This window comes from Acinetobacter sp., assembly GCF_041919735.1.
Lineage (GTDB): Bacteria > Pseudomonadota > Gammaproteobacteria > Pseudomonadales > Moraxellaceae > Acinetobacter.
Genome location: NZ_JAYRTF010000003.1, coordinates 1 through 19,943 on the forward strand (window position 1 = coordinate 1; position 19,943 = coordinate 19,943).

23 protein-coding genes and 1 pseudogene are annotated in these 19,943 nt (G+C 45.3%); 7 read left to right on the forward strand and 17 right to left on the reverse strand.

The window, feature by feature from the left end:
* Positions 1-123 precede the first annotated feature (123 nt).
* Positions 124-543 carry a hypothetical protein gene (locus ACE3T3_RS02255; RefSeq protein ID WP_374663652.1) on the reverse strand — a complete coding sequence of 140 codons (420 nt, stop codon included), beginning with the start codon at positions 541-543 and terminating at the stop codon, positions 124-126.
* A gap of 57 nt (positions 544-600) precedes the next feature.
* Between ACE3T3_RS02255 and ACE3T3_RS02260 the strand changes: the two genes are divergently transcribed.
* Positions 601-918, forward strand: a complete 318-nt coding sequence (locus ACE3T3_RS02260; protein WP_374663654.1) for an NGG1p interacting factor NIF3 — start codon at positions 601-603, stop codon at positions 916-918.
* 112 nt (positions 919-1,030) lie between these two features.
* On the opposite strand, the pseudogene ACE3T3_RS02265 reads toward ACE3T3_RS02260, so the two are convergent.
* A pseudogene (locus ACE3T3_RS02265) lies at positions 1,031-1,792 on the reverse strand (nitroreductase family protein).
* A 103-nt stretch (positions 1,793-1,895) separates the two neighbouring features.
* On the reverse strand, positions 1,896-2,696 hold the full coding sequence (locus ACE3T3_RS02270; protein ID WP_374663656.1) for an enoyl-CoA hydratase-related protein: 801 nt from the start codon (positions 2,694-2,696) through the stop codon (positions 1,896-1,898).
* Positions 2,697-2,801: 105 nt separating this feature from the next.
* Here ACE3T3_RS02270 and ACE3T3_RS02275 point away from each other — a divergent pair, with 105 nt between their 5' ends.
* Positions 2,802-3,371, forward strand: a complete 570-nt coding sequence (locus ACE3T3_RS02275) for a nicotinate-nicotinamide nucleotide adenylyltransferase (RefSeq protein ID WP_374663658.1) — start codon at positions 2,802-2,804, stop codon at positions 3,369-3,371.
* A 91-nt stretch (positions 3,372-3,462) separates the two neighbouring features.
* Positions 3,463-4,032, forward strand: coding sequence for a YceI family protein (locus tag ACE3T3_RS02280; RefSeq protein WP_374663660.1), 570 nt, complete (start codon positions 3,463-3,465; stop codon positions 4,030-4,032).
* An 8-nt stretch (positions 4,033-4,040) separates the two neighbouring features.
* Here ACE3T3_RS02280 and ACE3T3_RS02285 read toward each other — a convergent pair whose 3' ends face one another.
* The gene (locus ACE3T3_RS02285; protein WP_374663662.1) at positions 4,041-4,940 is read right to left on the reverse strand and encodes a LysR family transcriptional regulator ArgP; all 900 of its coding nucleotides are present in this window, start codon (positions 4,938-4,940) and stop codon (positions 4,041-4,043) included.
* A 117-nt stretch (positions 4,941-5,057) separates the two neighbouring features.
* On the opposite strand from ACE3T3_RS02285, the gene ACE3T3_RS02290 reads away from it, so the two are divergent.
* Positions 5,058-5,660 carry a LysE/ArgO family amino acid transporter gene (locus tag ACE3T3_RS02290; RefSeq protein ID WP_374663977.1) on the forward strand — a complete coding sequence of 201 codons (603 nt, stop codon included), beginning with the start codon at positions 5,058-5,060 and terminating at the stop codon, positions 5,658-5,660.
* 76 nt (positions 5,661-5,736) lie between these two features.
* On the opposite strand, the gene ACE3T3_RS02295 is transcribed toward ACE3T3_RS02290, so the two are convergent.
* The 6 genes from ACE3T3_RS02295 to dapD form a co-directional block, all read right to left on the reverse strand.
* Complete coding sequence (locus ACE3T3_RS02295; protein WP_374663664.1) at positions 5,737-6,192, reverse strand: peroxiredoxin; 456 nt, start codon at positions 6,190-6,192, stop codon at positions 5,737-5,739.
* Positions 6,193-6,211: 19 nt separating this feature from the next.
* A complete protein-coding gene (locus ACE3T3_RS02300; RefSeq protein WP_374663666.1) occupies positions 6,212-6,898 on the reverse strand; it encodes a diphthine--ammonia ligase in 687 nt (228 codons plus the stop codon).
* A gap of 64 nt (positions 6,899-6,962) precedes the next feature.
* Complete coding sequence (locus tag ACE3T3_RS02305; RefSeq protein WP_374663668.1) at positions 6,963-7,373, reverse strand: hypothetical protein; 411 nt, start codon at positions 7,371-7,373, stop codon at positions 6,963-6,965.
* A 13-nt stretch (positions 7,374-7,386) separates the two neighbouring features.
* Positions 7,387-8,058 carry a 7-cyano-7-deazaguanine synthase QueC gene (queC, locus tag ACE3T3_RS02310; protein WP_374663670.1) on the reverse strand — a complete coding sequence of 224 codons (672 nt, stop codon included), beginning with the start codon at positions 8,056-8,058 and terminating at the stop codon, positions 7,387-7,389.
* Positions 8,059-8,084: 26 nt separating this feature from the next.
* Entirely contained in the window at positions 8,085-8,795 is a 711-nt protein-coding gene (gene queE / locus ACE3T3_RS02315; RefSeq protein WP_374663672.1) for a 7-carboxy-7-deazaguanine synthase QueE, read from the reverse strand.
* Positions 8,796-8,889: 94 nt separating this feature from the next.
* Positions 8,890-9,711 carry a 2,3,4,5-tetrahydropyridine-2,6-dicarboxylate N-succinyltransferase gene (gene dapD / locus ACE3T3_RS02320; RefSeq protein ID WP_374663674.1) on the reverse strand — a complete coding sequence of 274 codons (822 nt, stop codon included), beginning with the start codon at positions 9,709-9,711 and terminating at the stop codon, positions 8,890-8,892.
* Positions 9,712-10,018: 307 nt separating this feature from the next.
* Between dapD and carO the strand changes: the two genes are divergently transcribed.
* Complete coding sequence (gene carO, locus ACE3T3_RS02325) at positions 10,019-10,765, forward strand: ornithine uptake porin CarO (RefSeq protein WP_374663676.1); 747 nt, start codon at positions 10,019-10,021, stop codon at positions 10,763-10,765.
* Positions 10,766-10,830: 65 nt separating this feature from the next.
* On the opposite strand, the gene ACE3T3_RS02330 is transcribed toward carO, so the two are convergent.
* The 7 genes from ACE3T3_RS02330 to ACE3T3_RS02360 form a co-directional block, all read right to left on the reverse strand.
* A complete protein-coding gene (locus ACE3T3_RS02330; protein ID WP_374663678.1) occupies positions 10,831-12,024 on the reverse strand; it encodes an OmpP1/FadL family transporter in 1,194 nt (397 codons plus the stop codon).
* 111 nt (positions 12,025-12,135) lie between these two features.
* Entirely contained in the window at positions 12,136-13,059 is a 924-nt protein-coding gene (locus tag ACE3T3_RS02335) for a CysB family HTH-type transcriptional regulator (protein WP_374663680.1), read from the reverse strand.
* 49 nt (positions 13,060-13,108) lie between these two features.
* Positions 13,109-14,170, reverse strand: a complete 1,062-nt coding sequence (locus ACE3T3_RS02340) for a sulfate/molybdate ABC transporter ATP-binding protein (protein ID WP_374663682.1) — start codon at positions 14,168-14,170, stop codon at positions 13,109-13,111.
* Positions 14,171-14,181: 11 nt separating this feature from the next.
* The gene (gene cysW, locus ACE3T3_RS02345) at positions 14,182-15,069 is read right to left on the reverse strand and encodes a sulfate ABC transporter permease subunit CysW (RefSeq protein WP_374663684.1); all 888 of its coding nucleotides are present in this window, start codon (positions 15,067-15,069) and stop codon (positions 14,182-14,184) included.
* Entirely contained in the window at positions 15,066-15,899 is an 834-nt protein-coding gene (gene cysT / locus ACE3T3_RS02350) for a sulfate ABC transporter permease subunit CysT (RefSeq protein WP_374663686.1), read from the reverse strand. Before cysT ends, cysW begins: the two co-directional genes overlap by 4 nt.
* A gap of 87 nt (positions 15,900-15,986) precedes the next feature.
* Complete coding sequence (locus ACE3T3_RS02355) at positions 15,987-16,592, reverse strand: RBBP9/YdeN family alpha/beta hydrolase (protein WP_374663688.1); 606 nt, start codon at positions 16,590-16,592, stop codon at positions 15,987-15,989.
* A gap of 284 nt (positions 16,593-16,876) precedes the next feature.
* Positions 16,877-17,878, reverse strand: a complete 1,002-nt coding sequence (locus ACE3T3_RS02360; protein ID WP_374663690.1) for a sulfate ABC transporter substrate-binding protein — start codon at positions 17,876-17,878, stop codon at positions 16,877-16,879.
* 192 nt (positions 17,879-18,070) lie between these two features.
* On the opposite strand from ACE3T3_RS02360, the gene pabC reads away from it, so the two are divergent.
* Together pabC and mltG are read left to right on the forward strand one after the other, a co-directional pair.
* Positions 18,071-18,883, forward strand: coding sequence for an aminodeoxychorismate lyase (gene pabC, locus ACE3T3_RS02365; protein WP_374663692.1), 813 nt, complete (start codon positions 18,071-18,073; stop codon positions 18,881-18,883).
* A 61-nt stretch (positions 18,884-18,944) separates the two neighbouring features.
* A complete protein-coding gene (gene mltG / locus ACE3T3_RS02370; protein ID WP_374663979.1) occupies positions 18,945-19,934 on the forward strand; it encodes an endolytic transglycosylase MltG in 990 nt (329 codons plus the stop codon).
* Positions 19,935-19,943 lie beyond the last annotated feature (9 nt).

Here is a 19,943-nt window from a genome sequence, read left to right on the forward strand (position 1 = left end):
CAATTACGCAGAATAATTCGGTACTATTGAACATTAGGACTAGAGTTGTGAGTTTTGTGTGGTAACTCAACTGATGGCTCTAGTCCTCTTATTTTCAAGTTTATTTCTTATCCGCGATTCGGGTTAATTATTAAGTTTAGTAATAATGTAAGTGTATTTATCAAACTCTTGTTTAGATATTTTCCCATGATGTTTTAATAAAGTAGCACGCCCAATCATTCTAGCTTGATGCTCTAAATAGGTTTGATCTAGTATGCCTAGAATTTCCAAACCGAGTTCAGTGTTGTTTTTATCTTTAAAGAAATTATTTATAAAATCAGGACTATTGGTTTTTGTTTCTTGAATAAAAGCTAAAAGCTGTTTTTGCTCCTTAAGTGTTCGAAATTGCGTATAAGTTTGAATTGATCCACTAATAAGTGATGCAAAAGGGATAGATTTAATAGCATCTTCTAAAAATGTATTGGCAGCTTTAAAAAGTATTTCATCTCCTAGGTTTTCAGCTGTTGTTAAAGCAAGCTCACGGGCAGTATTTTTATTAGACATAGTTATGATCGATCAATATGATTGATTTGATATTAATAGAATATGCATTAAATCGATATGCTCAAACTCATCTACTACGTTCCAGGATCACACCTTGAATCCACCAAACTTGCCGTATTTGAAGCAGGTGCAGGCGGTATAGGCAACTATGAACATTGTGCGTGGCAAGTGTTAGGCACAGGGCAGTTTAAACCGGTAAAAGGCGCAAATCCATTTATTGGCGAGTTGGATACTTTAGAAAGAATTCCTGAATGGCGAGTGGAAACCATTGTGCCTGAAGAGAAAGCTAGTGCTGTCGCGAGAGCATTAAAAGCCAGTCATCCTTATGAAGAACCTGCTTTTGAGTTTATTCAGATGGTGGATGTTAAATATTAAAAAGCTCCTTCTCCCTGTGGAATGAGGAATATATTCCGCAAGAGGATGAGGGGATTTAAAAATTACCTCATCCTAACCCTCTCCTTAAAGGAGAGGGAATAGCCTGTCAGTTTTAAACCTTCTGAATAAACAACTCACGGTCAAAACGATATTGAGGGAAGAATACGCCATCTTTGGCGCGTTCACCCGCACCAATCACCATGACAGGATACTGCTGAGCATTTAGCCCTAAAATTTTGCGTACCAACGGCTCATCAAAACCTTCCATCATGCAGCTGTCAAAACCATAAGCACGTAAAGCCAAAACTAAGTTTTCACACGCTAACGCAGTGGTTTTAGACGCCCAAAGTTTTGCATCGGCTTCATTAAAAGCCGTCACAGGCAATTGCTTATCAAAGCTGCGTGCAACTTTGAAAGCAACTTTCTTAAAGTTACCCAGTGCATTGAAGTAACCAGTTTTATAGTTATAAGGAATGAACTTGTAATACTTTTGCACAGCAGCAGGGGCTTCAGGAAATGGAAATTCGGAAACATTGCGTTTTGCCATTTCATCTACGCGATCGGTGCGTGCAACACAGACGATCAATTCAGACGCTGTTTTTGCTGCCAATTGACTTAAGCAGGCTTTCACCAGCTGTTTCTTTTTACTTGGGTTTTGCACCAAATAAAAAGTCCAAGGCTACAAGTTTGATGAGTTTGGTGCAAGCAGTGCCAAATCTAAACATTCATCCAGCACATCACTTGGGATAGGCGTTTGGGTAAATTTACGCACAGAACGGCGGCTTTGAACGACTTTTTTAAAATTTTCGATATCAATGCCTTCAGGCGCAGGCTCAAAAGAACGTTTCTTTTCAGTTTTTACTTGTTCAGTCATGGCGATAAATCCGGTGATGATTTTTAAATTTTAATAGGGATCAAATATGAAAAAACCACTTAACGAGGGCCGCTAAGTGGTTTTCAGCGCAATAAAAATAAGCTTAGTTAAATTGAGAAAAATCAGGTTTACGTTTTTGCATAAAGGCCGCAACCGCTTCCATCATTTCTGGTGAACCTACGCGATCCATAAAGATTTCTGCTTCATGATCAATCCACGCCACAATTTCATCTACATTGTGTTTCATCAGTGCTTTAGACTGAACCAGTGATGCCAAAGGCAATGCAGACAATTGCGCCGCTTTCTTCGCAGCAGCAGCATAGACATCGTCTTCAATGCTATTGACTAGATTTACAGAAACCGCAGTTGCACTGTCAAATTTCTGCGCAGTTAAAAGCAATTCCGCTGCTTTGTGATAGCCAGCTTGTGCCACCAAAAGTTTGCTAGATGCACCTTCAGGCGATAAACCTAAGCTGACAAATGGAATTTGGAACAGCGCAGTATTGTCGCTATAGACCAAATCGCAGTGCAAAAGAATCGTTACCCCGATGCCAATCGCGACACCGCGTACAGCGGCAATTAACGGCTTAGAAAATTTCGCAGCAGATTTGAGCAAAATAAATGGAGCGCCTTCAGAAGCAGGTGCTTGACCTTTTTGCGCAGCTGATTTCATAAAATCCTGCATGTCATTGCCTGCGGTAAAGTCAGCATCTTCACCACGTAAAATCACGGCACGGACAGCACTGTCTTGGTCGGCTTCATCCAGCGCTTTGGCAATCCACAAATAGAGTTCGCTGTAGAGCGCGTTTTTAGCCTGCGGACGGTTAATTGCAAGCGTCAGCACGCCATTGTCTAAATTTGCATTCAAATGTTCATGAGGTTGTTGAATACAGCTCAGTGTCATCGTACTATCCTTGCTTTCAATTTAATTCAAATTTATGGGCTCATTATGTCTCATTTTCAAATTGCAGGCGCAACTCATGAGTTCATAAATCACGATGATTCTGTTATGAACGATAAATTTGATTATTTGGTATTCATTGGCCGTTTTCAGCCTTTTCATTTGGCGCACTTGCAAACGATCCGGATTGCGCTGAAGCAAAGCCGCAATATCATTCTGGCTTTGGGCTCTGCGCAGAATGAACGCAATATCAAAAATCCGTTTACAGTTGATGAGCGGGAACAGATGATTCTGTCGAATTTTTCAGCAGAAGATCAGCAGCGGATTAAATTTGTCCCGGTCATTGATGTCTACAATGATGAAAAATGGCAAAAACTGGTGAAATCGTTGGTTGCCGAAATTACGCTGCCGAGCGACCGGATTGGCTTGATTGGGCATTTTAAAGATGATTCATCTTATTATTTAAAATTTTTCCCCGAGTGGGAAATGGTGGAGCTGGATAGCCTGCACGGCTCCATGTCTGCGACGCCTGTCCGGGAAGCCTATTACCGCGGCGAAATTATAGAATCGGCCTTTCCTGCCGGCACCAGCGAATTTTTACATAAATTTAAAGAAACTCCAATTTATCTACAATTACAGCACAAATTTTTGACTCAAGATAAAAGCAATTTAGAGTGATTTTCTGTAATTTAGAGGATGTAGATGGGCGGAAGCCGCACATGGAATGTGCGCTTGAAAATGCGATAGGAATGCTAAAGCAGAATTTAAAATGGCGATCAAACAATCTTTGAAGCTGAAGCTGGCGGTTTTTTTTACTGCATTGGGCTGGATGAGTCAGCTGCATGCGCAGAATTGGACGCTGACAGAGGCTAGCATTATCAGTTTTGATATTAAAACGGTAGGACTGTCTGCGGTGAAAGGAGTGTCGAACCAGCCTGATTCGCGCCTGTTTTTTGATATCAATTTGCCTGAAAACTCATCTGTGCAGCTGATTTTGCCTGCCAGCACGCTAAAGTTCAGCAATGATGCGCTGCGTCCAATGATTCTCGGTGAAAATTTTTTTGATGCTGCGCAATTTAAAAATGTTACGTTTAAAAGCACCGAATTTAGACAGCACGCGGTTGGCCACTATTGGGTCGCAGGGGAATTGACCCTGCGCGGCATTATCAAGCCAATTACTTTTGATGTTGTATTGAAACCCAATGCTGCTAACGCGAAGCTGTTGGATATCAATGCTTCAGGATCAATTAACCGCAGTGATTTTGGCATGAAGCGATCTTATGCCGATGTTGGTGATAAAGTGAATATACAGCTGATCGGGCAATGGCAGCCTAAGTGATGTCCGCGTTAATCCACAGGCTGGTTCATCATGCTTTCTGCATGAGCAAGCAAGGCGCTGCTTAAAATATTCAGCATATCCGACTGCTGATTCCAATGATGCCAATATAATGGTAATTCTAAACGCAGTTCTGGCGCCGCTTCGATCAATGTCCGTTCTTTGATGTGTGTTACGGCTTGATAATCCGGCAGCCAGCCATAACCTAAACCCATCATGACAGCATCGATAAATGCGCAGGACGATGGAACAAAAAAATGCGGATATTGCGCTGGGTTGAGGCCAAAACGCTGCTGAATTTTGGCGGTGTGCATTTGGTCTTTAGCATTGAAAATAATGGCTGGTGCAGCGCGTAAAGATTCCCGATGCACGCCTTGTGCAAAGTATTTTTCGGCAAAATCCGGCGTGCAGGCAAAACGGTAAGTCATGCTTCCCAAATATTGCGCCTTACAGCCTTTCATGGCTTTGGATTCCTGCGCAACACAGGCATTCACTAAGCCCGCTTCAAGCAGATGATGCGTCTGAGACTGGTCATCGACCTGAAAATGCACCGTAATTCTGTGCGCGGTTAAGGCCGGCTGCAGGGCGGGAAGCAGCCACGTAGCGAGTGAGTCGGCATTGGCGGCAATATTGACTTGGTAAAAATCACCCGAAGTTTGTCCTGTCAAGCTTTGAATAAAGTTTTGTTCAAGCAGCCGGCTGTGCTGCAAATAATGCAGCAAAGCCATTCCTGCGGCAGTCGTTTTGCAGGGGCGTTCACGGACAATCAGCATCTGGCCTAAATATTTTTCTAAACTTTGCATGCGCAGCGTGACTGCAGATGCGGTGAGATGCAAGCGCGCTGCCGCCAAATCAAAACTGCCTGTTTCAGCAACCGCTAAGAATGCTTCGCATTGTTTATGATTCAGCATAAATGGTTTCTCTTTTGGCTAAAAAATATTTAACTAGACTGATATTTACTTAAGAATATTTAATTTATCAGAAATCAGCAGATAATGCGCTACGAGTTGAAATATGGGTTGATCGATATGCTGAATACTTATATGCAAGGGCTGGCTTTAGGCCTCAGCCTGATTGTGGCGATTGGCGCGCAAAATGCTTTCGTGCTTCAGCAAGGCCTGAAGCGGCAGCATGTTTTTTGGGTGTGCCTGATCTGCGCGATGTCAGATGCCTTGCTGATTTTCTTGGGGGTGGCTGGCTTTTCGGCCGTGATCATGCATTATCCGCAAATCATTCAATATGCAAAATGGGGCGGCGCGGCCTTTCTATTTTATTATGGCTGTTTACATGCTGTGCAAGCCTATCAAAATCAGTCCGCCATGCTGCTGGGCTCGGGCCATGAGCAAAAGTTACTGCCTGTAATGTTGACCTGCCTGGCTTTCACTTGGCTCAATCCGCATGTTTATTTAGACACGGTTATTTTGCTTGGATCGCTCTCTGCACAGTTTCAGCAGCCTTTGTATTTTGCTTTAGGCGCGATGAGCGCATCGTGGCTGTTCTTTTTCACTTTAGGTTATGGCGCACGGCTGCTGCTGCCTATTTTTAAGAATCCCAATGCATGGCGGATTTTGGATCTGCTGATCGCCTGTGTGATGTGGGGCATTGCGCTGTCCTTGCTGATGCGTAGTTAGAGCTGCATAGTTAGAGCTAAAAACAAAAGCCCCTAAAGGGCTTTTGTTTTAATCAAAATGGCGGGACGAAAAGTTTTTAAGCCTGCAGCGCCTTGAGATCTTCCAGCACTTGCTCTGCGTGGCCAGCTGCTTTGACTTTACGGTATTCTTTGACTAATTTGCCGTGATGGAAAATGAAAGTTGAACGCTCAATGCCCATGACTTTTTTGCCATACATATTTTTTTCTTTAATCACATCAAAGTGATTGCACAGCACTTCTTCTTTATCGCTGATGAGGTTAATCGTGAGGTTTTGCTTTTCGGTAAAGTTTTGATGCGCTTTCACCGAGTCGCGGGAGATCCCGATAATCGTGGTGTTCAATGCATCAAATTGATCTTTTAAGCAGGAAAAGCCTACAGCTTGCGTGGTGCAGCCAGGAGTGGAGTCTTTTGGGTAAAAATACACAATCAGCCATTCTGCAGGCAGTTCAGCAAGATTAATTTCGCCTGCAGTGGCAGGAAAGGTTTGATTGAGTAAGGTAATATCGGACATAAGGCTTCCTTTTCAATATTTACTGATGTTCTAATTCAAGCGCCAAAAAAGCATAATCACCATGATACAGAATTTCACCTTTGCTGACAGGAATTGCGTTTTTAAATAAAGGCCCATCCAGCACAGTTGTATGAAATTCACCGCCTTCGCCGCAAGGGTCAATTCCGCGATGGATTAAGGTCTCGATATAGCTTTGCGTCAAAATTTGCCCCAAATCATTTGCTGTCATGCCAAGCTTTAAATTCACAGTCACAATCATGGTTTCAAAACCCAGAGAAATAAACTCGTGAATGACCTCTAAATGTGGACGCTGCCAAAGCGGGGTATACAGATTCAAATGCGCTTGCTGGGTCATTTTATGGTGCCAGCAATCGTCTTCAGGCAAATCTAAATCGCCAGTGACTAAGGCCTGCGCACCCTGTGTTTGGGCATGCTGCAAAAGGCTTAAAAATTCAGTTTCATAATCTTGCCACTGCGCTTTGGCCATCCAAATAGGCAGGCCAATGGCTTCCGCTTGGGCATGAATAATAGACAGCGGCATGGCATGCGAGCGTGAGCGTAAACCGTGTTCTTCCAGCATGACAATCAGGCCGAGGGCTTCACCATGCTGCATGGCGTGGTATAAGGCCAATGTGCTGTCTTTGCCGCCGCTGTAAGAGGCAATGAACTTTTCGCTTTGCGGCAGCTTTCCCCATGTTGTATGCATAATTTTTCCATGATTCAGAGCATAAAAAAGCCTGCAAAACGCAGGCTTTTTTAAGACAGCAAAATTATTTCTTTTGAGCTTGAGCAGATTTCATTGCTTCTTCAGTCAAAGATTTTAATTTGCCAGTCAAGTCAGGGCCAAAACAAGCTTGCAGGTCTTTATTCTGCTTTTGAACAAAGGCTAAAGTTGCAGGGCTTTTCTTTTGGTTAATGGTACTTTGGATTTCCCATTTTTGAGCATTGGTTAAACGGCCATCAGCCTCTACAGCGCAAGAACAGTATTTGCTGACTTCAGCTGCAGACAATTTTTTACCTTTGCCTGTTTCTTCTTTACAAACATTAATTAACGCAGATTTTACGTTTGTGCTTTTATACGCTTGCTGAAGTTTTTCAGTGTCAGCATGTGCAGCAGACGCGAACAGCGCAGCGGCAGAAATTGCAGCAGAAAGAATAATGTTTGATTTTAAAATATTCATAAACCCTACCTTGTTATTTCGGTATGTAACGTGTCGGATCTTCAACACCTGCTTGCGCAAAACCTTGTTTACGCAGGCGGCAGCTGTCGCATGTACCGCAAGCACGCCCTTGGTCATCTGCTTGGTAGCAAGATACCGTTTGACTGTAGTCTACGCCATGTTCTATGCCTAAGCGAATAATATTTGCTTTGGATAAATGTAACAGAGGTGTTTCAAATTTAAGTGGTTTTCCTTCTACGCCGACTTTTGTTGCAAGGCGGGCCATGTTGGCAAAAGCCTCAATAAATGCAGGGCGGCAGTCCGGATAGCCTGAATAATCAACGGCGTTAATGCCAATGACGATGGCTTGCGCATCAAAAACTTCGGCAGCTGCCAGCGCATAAGACAAGAAAATAGTATTACGTGCTGGAACATAGGTTACAGGAATGCCATCTTGTTCATGATCCGGCACTTCAATGCTGTGGTCGGTCAACGCAGAACCGCCCAGATTGCCTAAATCAATATTAATGACACGATGTTCGATGCCGGCCTGCTTAGTCAATGCACGGGCAGCATCCAGTTCAGTGGTTGAACGCTGGCCATACATAAAGCTGAGGGCAATGCATTCATACTGAGATTGGGCCCAAGCAAGGCAAGTGGTTGAGTCTAAACCGCCAGATAACAGTACAATCGCGCGAGGACGCATGTCTTTCTCCAAAAAATCTATATCAATTAACGACCAGTTTCATCGTTCCAAAGCAGCTTATGCAGCTGCAGCTGGAAACGGACAGGGAGATGGTCTTCTAAAATCCATTGCGCAAGATCACGCGCAAGCTGAGGCAAGCGGACAGCGCCTTTTTCCACCGCAAAGGCAGGTGAAAACCAGATGGTGCCGGCTTTTTCATTCAAACGAAGCTGTTCAACCTGCTGTTTAGACCATTCATAGTCTTCACGGTTGCAGATTACAAACTTAATTTGATCATGCTCAGTTAAATAATCAATATTTGAAAGCAAATTTCGTGCAGATTCGCCAGAGGTTGGCGTTTTTAAATCTAAAACTTTAGAAACACGCGGATCAACTTTGGACACATCCAAAGCGCCGCTGGTTTCGAGGGAAACTTCACAGCCTAAATCGGATAAGCGCTGCATCAGCGGCAGGGCATTCGGCTGCGCAAGAGGTTCGCCGCCAGTCACGCAAATATACGGCGTCTTAAAATCCAGCGCAGTTTGAATAATTTCTTCTAATGATTTGCGCTCGCCGCCTTCAAATGAATAGGTTGTATCGCAATAGGTGCAGCGTAATGGGCATCCGGTTAAGCGGATAAATACAGTCGGCAGTCCTGCCGCATTGGCTTCACCTTGCAATGAATAAAAAATCTCCGTGATACGTAAGCCCGCAGACGGATCAGAAACAGGAATAGCGGAAGAACGAAGCGTACTCATAACAAAATTAACCACATATAGAAAAACAAAAATCTCTACGATCATTTCTGACCGTAGAGACGAGGAGCACGGATGCCCCGTATAAATTTAAAACTTAGTCTTCGCGCAATAAATCGTTCAGGCTGGTTTTAGCGCGTGTCTTAGCATCGACTTTCTTCACGATGATTGCCGCATACAGGCTGTAAGTGCCGCATTTAGAAGGCAGGCTGCCAGAAACCACCACAGAACCTGCAGGTACGCGGCCATAGTGGATTTCGCCAGTTTCACGGTCATAAATTTTTGTCGATTGGCCGATGAACACGCCCATAGAAATCACAGAACCTTCTTCGACAATAACGCCTTCAACGATTTCAGAACGCGCGCCGATAAAGCAGTTGTCTTCAATGATGGTCGGGTTGGCTTGAAGCGGTTCAAGAACACCGCCAATGCCGACACCGCCAGACAAGTGTACATTTTTACCGATTTGAGCGCATGAGCCTACAGTCGCCCATGTATCAACCATCGTGCCTTCATCCACATAAGCGCCGATGTTGACATAAGATGGCATCAATACAACATTTTTCGCCTGGAAAGAACCCTTGCGTGCAACTGCAGGAGGAACAACACGTACGCCAGCAGCTTTAAACTGTTCTTCAGTCCAATCACCAAACTTAGTCTCAACTTTGTCATAGAAGCGCAGGTCGCATGCTTCCATTGGTTTGTTGTCATTGAGTTTGAACGATAGCAGTACTGCTTTTTTAATCCATTGGTGAACAATCCATTCACCGTCAATTTTTTCAGCAACGCGCAATGAACCGTTATCAAGACCAGCAATAACGTCTTCAACAGCTTGACGGATTTCAGCAGAACAATCGGCTGCTGTGAAATTCGCTCGGTCTTCAAACGCTTGTTCAATGATTGTTGAAAGCTGAGACATGTTCTTCTATCCAGAAAAAAATTTTCCGAAGATTTTACACTAAATTAGGCCAAGAATAGATGGAAAATAAACGATAGGCCGGAATTAATTATGAAAGCTGCAGAAATTAAAAGCTGCAAAAACAAATATGGTTAAAAAATTATGAAAAATATTTATTGATAATCAATATGAAACCGAATTTGTATCAAAAAGCAACAAAAAATAAGCAAATTTTGAATAAAACGTGACCGTTATCTATTTTATAGTTCATCCCAAGAGGAACAGATTTTCAATAATTCTATAAAGTTTGTATTCGAGGAGAAACCTAATGAAAGCTCTACGTACAGTTTTAGCAGTGTCTCTATTGGCGGCCGCCGGTACAGCTATGGCGGATTCATCCGTTGTTCATGATGGCTACGCATTTGACCAAAATAAATTAATTCCTACTGGCGCGCGTCTTGAAGCGGGCACTACCGGCTATGGCGGCGCTTTGCTTTGGACTGCAAACCCTTATGTGGGCTTGGCGCTGGGTTATAACGGCGGCGATGTATCATGGTCTGATGATGTCAAAGTGAATGGCTCTACATATGATATGGACATGGATAACAGTGTTGCATATTTGAATGCTGAGATCCGCCCATGGGGTGCAAGCGCAAACCGTTGGGTGCAAGGCTTATATGTAGCGGCTGGTGTGGGCTATATTGACAACGATTATGGTTTAGATCGCCGTGTTGATGGCGGCCGAAATTTCAGCGTCAACAATGCTGATTTCCAAGCCGGTGCTGAAGGCGTTAATATTAAAGGCAATCTGAATTATGATAACGAATTCGCACCCTATGTCGGTCTAGGCTGGGCGCCGAAAATCAATAAAAATTGGGGCGTATTTGGTGAAGTCGGCGCTTACTATACCGGTAACCCATCTGTTAACCTGCAGCGTGTTTCCGGTTCGGCAACTTCAAATTTACCAGGCGTTAATTTAGATGATGAATTGGCGGCGGAAGCGCATAAAATTGCCAATGACGACAAATATCAATGGATGCCTGTCGGCAAAGTGGGCGTAAGCTACCACTGGTAAGTGATTGCCAAATAAAAAACAGGCTTCGGCCTGTTTTTTTACGCTAAAAATGCAATAGCCTGCTTTTAAAAGTGATGGCCGATTTTAAGGCCATAAGCCCAAGCTTCTTTATCCTCTAACGAGGAAATGGCGTTGACTGAAATGCCGCCTTGGTCTTGTTTAGATGGTCTGAACCTTAAATAGTAAAGCCCTCCGGACAGCGCGGTTTTAGGTGAAAGCTGATAGCGGAAACCTGTACCAAGGCCGTTATAGCCGTTTGCCGGATTAATGGTCGATGCCGGATTGTCGCTGCCGCTGTCCCAGATCGTTTCTAAACTGGCGAAGGCGCGCTCATTCAGTTTATGCGCAATGCCGAGTTTTGCAGACCATTGATCAGACTGGTAATCAATCAGGTTGAATTCAGCTAAAGCGGGAAGATAAGGCAGATAGGGCTGGATGATGCTGGAAAAGCCGTCAGGCTTGATTTTAAAATTCGACCAATCGACCCATCTTAAAGAGCCATAGATCAGGTTTTGAGTGCTGATTGCACTGATAAAATCAAAATTCACCGATTGCGGTGCGGTAATGTGCGTGCTGCCGGCAAAATTACCATTCATTGCCGTGCTTTCCACGGTCTGATTCTTATGCTTGATTTCAGAGCGGTAGGTCAGGTTGGTGCGCAACGCAATTTCAGGAATTTGATAGCTGATGCCTGCAAGCCATCCCAGCGCATAGTCTTTTTTAAATTCGACATTGTAGCCATTAAAAAAATAGAAACTCTGGCCAAAAAGGCTGACATCGCCGTTAAAGCTTTGGTAAGCCAGCCCTCCATAAATATTCCAGTGCGGAGTGGGCTGATAGCCGATCAGACCAGTTATATTTTGCGACTTGAGGTCAATATGAATGGCTTCCAGCTGTTCGCGCCCAAGAATGGATTCAGGTGAATAGTCATAGCGGAGTTTAATGCCATAAGGCTGATCAAAGAGCAAACCGGCAGATAGTTGGGGATACAGCTGCCATTTTATAGCGCCTTGTATAAAAATGAGTGTTTCAACTAAATTTCCGGTTGAAAAGTCAGTGACATTCAGTGCTTGAGACAATTGTTCTTTATTGGCATTTTCGCCGCTGATATTGCCCTGAGCGGCGCCAAAATTAATTTCTGCATAATTGCCAGGCTCAAGAAAGGGAAGCGTGCTTTGTCCTGAACGCTCTAAAGCCGCAGCTTGTATATGCATAGACGTGCATAATGATGCAATTGCAAGAATTACCGCAGGTTTCATTGGTCTGGCGCCCAAAAGTTTTTGTTTTATAAGCAGTTATTATGCAGTCAGTTACATGAAATTACGATGAATAAAAAGAGACATGCGTCACTTTTTATTCACTTTTTTATGTCAGTCGTCGGGGAAAGCCACTTTTTTCAGCGCTTTAATGTCTGCATTTGGTGAGCAGAGTGAGATAAACTCATAGCCGTAGCCGCGCAGCAGATGCCCTTTACGTACAGCAATCCAAGTGGTATTGACCCCAAAAATATCCGTTGGAATTTGCTTTAATCGATAGTCGCGTTCAGCATCATAAGCCACGTTGTTGACAATGCCGACACCCATGTTCAGTTCGACATAGGTTTTAATCACGTCCGCATCCAGCGCGGACATGACGATATCCACATCAAAACCAGCATCTTCAAACGCTTTATCAATTTTTGAACGGCCGGTAAAACCGCCATGATAGGTAATAATAGGATAGTTGGATAAATCCTCAATGCTGATCTGGGCTTTTTGCGTTAAGGGATGATTTTGCGGGGTAATGATGCTGTGCTGCCAGTTATAGTAAGGCACGCTGGCCAGATTTTCTTCCGTGGTCAAAGATTCTGTGGCAATGCCAATATCCGCTTCGCCTTGCAGCAGCATTTCAGTGATTTCTACTGGGCTAGCCTGCTGCAGAATCAAATGCACCTTCGGGAATTCTTTTTTAAATTGGTTCACGATCGGCGGCAAGACATAGCGCGCCTGCGTATGCGTGGTCGCAATGGTCAATGTGCCTTCATCGACTTTATTGAAATCATCTGCAAGACGTTTAATATTGTCGGCATCCACCAGCATGCGTTCCACAATCCCCAGCAATGATTGGCCCGGTTCAGTGAGGCCTAAAAGGCGTTTGCCTTTGCGGATAAACAGCTGGACGCCCAGTTCATCTTCTAAATCTTTAATATGCTTGCTTACACCGGATTGCGAAGTGTACAGCGCCGCGGAAGCTTCGGTTAAATTGAAGTTTTGCCGAACAGTTTCTCTAATAATTCTCAGTTGCTGGAAATTCATTTTTTTGTATACCTCAAAAGAGATGGGGCTTCATGCCCCATCAGCGGCTTTAGGCGACTTGGTTTTCAAATAAATGCAAAGTCGATGCGCTCAGCCATACGGTTTGATTTGGACGGAATTGATGCAGCTTGGCCTCATCCGGTGTCAGTGATATTTCAATCAAGTTGCCTTGACGGTCATTCAGTTCGGCCAGCACTTTTCCGGCAATCCAGACTTCACGCAGGAAGGTCGCCTGAATGGCATTTTCCTGCGGCTGTGCATGAATGCGCAATTCGTCAGGACGGGCAAAAGCAATTACAGGGCCTTGAGGCGCATTGGGCGCTTGCGGCAATTGAATGCGGTCTTCACCGATTTGGATGATGCCGCCGCTGTTTTGGCCTTCAAAACGGTTGGCTTGACCCAAGAAATCGAAAACAAACGGGGTTGCCGGCTTTTCGTAGACTTCCCGCGGCGAACCGATCTGCTCGACATTGCCTTTGTTCATCACAATAATCTGATCGGCCACTTCCAGCGCTTCTTCCTGATCGTGCGTCACAAAAATAGACGTGATATGCAGTTCATCATGCAGGGTACGCAACCAGCGGCGCAGTTCTTTACGTACTTTGGCATCTAAGGCGCCAAAAGGTTCATCCAGCAGCAATACGCGTGGTTCAACTGCCAATGCACGCGCAAGGGCAATACGCTGGCGCTGACCGCCAGAAAGCTGAGCAGGGTAACGGTCGGCCAAGAAGCCCAGCTGCACCAAATCCAGTAAACGCGTTACCCGTTTTTTGATGTCTGCTTCAGACGGGCGCGTTGCGCGCGGACGCACACGCAGGCCAAAAGCAATATTGTCAAATACAGTCATGTGGCGGAACAGCGCATAGTGCTGGAAGACAAAACCGACTTCACGTTCACGCACATGCACATTGGTAGCATCTTCACCTTCCAGAATCACCTTACCGCCATCGGCCGATTCCAAGCCTGCAATAATGCGCAGCAAAGTGGTTTTTCCGCAGCCCGATGGTCCCAGTAATGCCACCAATTGGCCATCTGGGAAATCTAAAGAGATATTTTTCAGCGCATGGAATGCACCAAAGTGTTTTTCAATATTTTTGACTTGAATACTCATGAGGTCATTCCTTAAGAAGCGGTTGTATCTTCATTGCGTTTGTCTTGTTTCTCTTGGCGGATTTCGACCCATGTTTTTAAAATCAGGGTCACAATCGCCAGCAGCGCCAAGAGGGATGAAACGGCAAAGGCTGCGCTGAACGTATATTCGTTATAGAGAATTTCGACGTGCAGCGGCAAGGTATTGGTTTCACCGCGGATGTGGCCAGAAACCACCGATACCGCGCCGAATTCGCCCATTGCACGGGCGTTGCACAGAATCACGCCGTAAATCAAACCCCATTTGATATTCGGCAGCGTCACGTTCCAAAAGGTTTGCCAGCCTGAAGCGCCCAAGACAATCGCGGCTTCTTCTTCTTCTGTGCCTTGCGCTTCCATGAGCGGAATCAGCTCACGGGCAACAAAAGGCACGGTAATAAATACGGTGGCTAATACAATAGCAGGTACAGCATATAAAATTTTAATGTCATGATCCATCAGCCAGCCGCCAAACCAGCCTTGCGCACCGAAAATCAGCACCAGCATTAAACCTGCAATCACCGGTGATACGGAAAAAGGCATATCAATAATGGTGGTTAAAATGGATTTGCCGCGGAAATGGAATTTCGCTACACACCATGCGGCCGCCACGCCAAAGACCACGTTCATCGGCACAGCAATCGCTGCGGTGAGCAGAGTCAGTTTGACTGCCGATAAGGTATCTGGATTGACCAGCGCTTGAAAATAAACGCTTACGCCTTGTTTGAAGGCTTCAACAAATACTAAGATCAGCGGCAGCATTAAGCAGCTGATAAAGAAAATCATTGCAATAGCAATCAGCAGGCGGCGCACCCAAGTCGGTTCACGGGTCGCATCGCGCGACTGCAATTTTTCAGCCAAGGCATTGCTGTTGGTATTCATCGTGCAGTTCTCCCGGTGCGGCGGCTTGCCCAAGCTTGAATTAAGTTAATGACAAACAAAATGGCAAAGGAAATCACCAGCATCACCACAGCAATGGTGGTCGCGCCAGCATAGTCGTATTCTTCCAAGCGGGAAATAATCAGCAGCGGCGCAATTTCAGTTTCAAAAGGCTGGTTGCCGGCGATGAAAATCACCGAACCGTATTCGCCGACACCGCGGGCAAATGCCAAAGCAAAGCCGGTAATTAAAGCGGGAAATAAAATCGGCAGAATGACTTTGGTGACAATTTGAAAACGGTTTGCGCCCAGTGCTGACGCCGCTTCTTCCAGTTCAGTTTCTAAATCGCTGAGGACAGGCTGTACGGTACGCACCACAAAAGGAATGCCGATAAAAATCAAGGCCAGTGTAATGCCGATGGGGGTATAGGCGACTTTGATGCCGATCGGTTCCAAATATTGACCAATCCAGCCTGTCGGCGCATACAGCGAGGTTAAGGCAATGCCTGCAACTGCAGTCGGCAGGGCAAATGGCAAGTCCACTAAAGCATCAACAATGCGTTTGCCTGGAAAGCTGTAGCGTACGAGGCACCATGCCAGCAATAAACCAAACACCACATTGATCAGCGCGGCGATAAGGGCGGTGCTGAAACTTAATTGCAAAGATTTTAAAATACGTTCTGAACTGAGAATTTCCCATAAACCGTCCCAGCCAATGCCAATCGATTTAATAAAAACCGCTGACAATGGAATAAGCACGATTAATGACAAATACGCTAGGGTAAAGCCCAGAGACAGACCAAATCCTGGCAGCACTCGGGATCGCTGCGACATGATGACTCCTCAAAAAAGAGAAAGGCTGGCAGTAAAAAGCCAGCAAAATTTAAAAAACGAATTCGCGACAAGCATAGTTAGCAGTGCTCAAAAAGCAAATTTAAATAAATACTTGCCGTCATCAGCAATACTGATATGGTGCATAGGATTTTCTGAAATTAAATAGTCGAAAATTTCAGGAAAAGGGCCAAAACCCGAAGCAACATTAATGTGCCCCACGGATCCTAAATTCACTGGATAAAGTTTCCAGGCGTCTGCAAGCTGTTTTGCATCTTCAAAAGCCAGCCAAGGATCATTTTCACTGATCAGCATGGTGGCGGGAACGCTGATTTTCAGCTGATGAAAATAGTCGGCATAATCATTTTGGCTGTCACGGGAAAAACCGGCATCCCCAAAACGGGCAGGATTGGCTGGCGCAGCCAGAATCAAATTTTTAACTTTCTGGTTGAGTTCCGGATGCTGCGCCAGCGCCGCCACAGTGGTCAGGCAGCCAAAGCTGTGCGCTACAATTTGGATGTCATCCTGAATCGGTGCAACCGTTTTCACAAACTGCGCGATCCATTCTTTTAATACAGGCTGATGCCAATTCTGCTGCTGCACACGGGAGCACGACATGAGCTGGCGCTGCAGCCAAGACTGCCAGTGATGGTATTCACTGCCGCCTACACCTGGAACAATTACGGTATGGGTCATGTCGATGCTCCTTTATTTAGCCTTTTGCTGCCGCGCTGAATGACAGCGTAGAAATCACTGCAGCTAAAACTCCCAGTTTCAATTTTGCTGAAATGCTCATGAGAACCTCAAAAAATTTTTGATGTTTTGTAACTTGAATGCAGAATAGCGCCATTCTTTATGCATAAAAAATAATAAAAAATGAATTTTATATGAGTAAATAAGATAAGTGGTTTTCTAAGGCCAGACTGTACCGGCTATAGCGCTATAGCCGGTACTTTTATTTTATTGAACTGTGCAAGCGCTTATTTGACGCTGTTTGCTTTGACGATTTGGTCAAACACGCCGTTATTGTCAAAGTGTTTGCCTTGCACTTTGCTCCAGCCGCCAAATTCTTTGTCAATGGTGACCAGTTTCAGCGGCTTGAATACCGACTTGTATTTGGCTGCCACAGCAGCATTGCGCGGGCGGTAGAAGTTATTGGCGGCCACCGTTTGACCTGCGGGTGAATACAGATAATTTAGATAGGCTTTGGCTAAATTTTCATTGCCTTTTTTCTTGGCATTTTTTTCAACCACTGCAACTGGCGGTTCGGCCAAAATGGACAGTGATGGGGTAATGATTTCAAACTTGCCCGGCTGTTCGCGCACCGCTAAAAAGGCTTCATTTTCCCAAGCCAGCAGCACATCGCCGATGCCGCGTTCAGCAAAGGTCGTGGTTGCGCCGCGTGCGCCAGAATCCAGCACTTTGGTCTGTTTGTAAATCTGACGGACAAATTCCTGCGCTTTGGCATCATTGCCGCCGGCTTGATGTTTCGCCCATGCCCATGCCGCTAAATAATTCCAGCGCGCGCCGCCCGAAGTTTTCGGGTTTGGGGTAATAATATCGACCCCCGGTTTGATTAAATCGCCCCAGTCTTTTATGCCTTTGGGATTGCCTTTGCGCACTAAAAACACAATGGTCGAAGTGTACGGCGTGGAGTTTTGCGGAAATTTCTTTTGCCAGTCTTTCGGCAGCAGGCCGCGTTTGGCAATTTCATCAATATCGGCTGCCAAAGCCAAGGTCACGACGTCGGCGTCTAAGCCGTCAATCACGGAACGGGCCTGTTTGCCTGAACCGCCGTGCGATTGTTTAAAGTTGATGTCTTGGCCAGTGCTTTTTTTCCAGTAAGCGCTGAATTCCTTATTAAAGCTGTCATATAGTTCGCGGGTCGGGTCGTATGACACATTTAAAAAGTCTTTGGCCAGCGCGCTGAAAGACGTTGCTGAAAGAAGCGCGGCAAGTAGCCCGATTTTTAATGATCGCATTTTGATATCCTTGATTTTGATGCATGGGTGTTTGCTGATGAATCGAAGAATAGCGGGAAGTTTTTTGTATAAAAAATAATAAGAAACGAATTTGATATGAATAAAAAAGCTATTAATTCTTGAGCAGTCTTCTTAAACTAAACGCTCTATTCTGAGCGCTGTTTTTGAGGGCGCAGTTTTGAGGTCAATGTTATGCCGTATTTTAAAAATGCGCAGGAAGCCGATGAAGTTTCAGTTCTAGACCGCGCATTTCATTATGGTGACGGCTGCTTCACCACAGCGCGCTTGCGTAACGGCGCGCTGGAACTGCATGACCTGCATATGGCGCGCTTAAGCAATGCCAATGAGCGCTTGCTGCTGAATGCAGATCTCAATTTAATCGGGCAGACTTTAGCTAAAATTCAGTCTGTCGATGCTGCAGCGTCAGGCACAGTGAAAATCATATTGAGCCGTGGTGAGGGCCAGCGCGGCTACAGCCTGCCGGAGCATCCTGCCGATGTTTGGGTATTTTACTATCCAAAGGAAGTGGCGGATTTTCACTACGATGCGCTGCCAAGCGGCGTGCTGGAACAAGTGATTGGACTGAGCATGCCGAATCTTGCCGGCTTGAAATCGCTGAACCGTCTGGAGCAGGTGCTGCTGAAACATGAGGCTGATCAAAAAGGCTGGCAGGAAGCGCTGGTGCTGGATGTGCAGGGCATGATTGTTGAGGGTGTGAGCAGTAATTGTTTCATTCGAATAAAGGATACATGGATTACCCCTGAACTTCGCTATAATGGTGTGCATGGCGTCATGCGCGCTGAAATTTTATCGCGCATGCAGTCGCAGGGCATAGCGTGTCAGCAGCGTGCGGTGGATATGGAAAATATTCCGCAGATACAAAGTGTATTTTTCTGCAATGCGTTAAATGCGATGAGAATTGCGTCCAGCCTCAATGGCGCGCCTTTAGATGTTCAGGCCTGTACTGAACTGTTCCAAAAACTTCAACTGAATCAGATCCGCTAATATGTCATCAGTCAAGCCTAAATCTAAAAAGAAAAAAACACAGCCATCCAAAAAACCGAAAATGATTTTGCTCACAGCCATGGTTTTGGCCGTGCTGCTGTGCGCGGTTTTATGGTCAAGCTTATTCAAGGCTTATCCGGTTGAAGGCAACAAGCAAATGCTGGCCATTGGGCAGGGGGATACTTATTCCGGGTTTATTGACCGCTTAGCCAAAGAAGGCAAAGTCAGCTTTCCGATTGTGCCGAAGCTGTATCAAAAGCTGATGATTCATGACACGTTAAAAGCTGGTGTTTATGAGGTGCGTCAAGGCATGAGCATCCGTGAAGTGATGGACATGATTTCCAATATTGACAATGCGCAGATGAACCGGATTTTGGTGATTGAAGGCACGACTTTTAAACAGTTGATTGAGGCATTAAAGCATGATCCGCTGGTGACGCATGACATCAGCAATTTGCCGTATCCGCAAATTTTACAGGCTTTGGATATTCCTTACAGCCATCCTGAAGGTTTGTTTGCGCCGGATACCTATTTCTTTGCCAAAGGCGAATCGGACAAGAAGATTCTTAAAGATTTATATACTCGGCAAATGAAAGCATTGGATCAGGCGTGGGAAAAACGCGCATCTAATTTGCCGTATAAAGATAAATATGAAGCGCTGGTTATGGCGTCCATTGTGGAAAAAGAAACCAGTTTGGACAGCGAGCTGGAGCAGGTGTCTGGGGTGTTTGTGCGCCGCCTGCAGCAAGGCATGCGCTTGCAGACTGACCCCACCGTCATTTACGGCATGGGTGATAAATACACAGGCAATATCAGCCGCCAAGATTTGCGCACCCCAACGCCGTATAATACCTATACCATGAGCGGCTTGCCGCCGACACCGATTGCATTGCCGAGCAAAAAAGCCATTGAAGCGGCCATGCATCCGGACAATTCCAGCAATATTTACTTTGTGGCCACCGGCAATGGCGGACATAAATTTACGGCAAATCTGCAGGACCACAACCGCGCAGTGCAAGAATATCTTGCGGTCATTCGTGCAAAAAATTAAGGAGCGAGC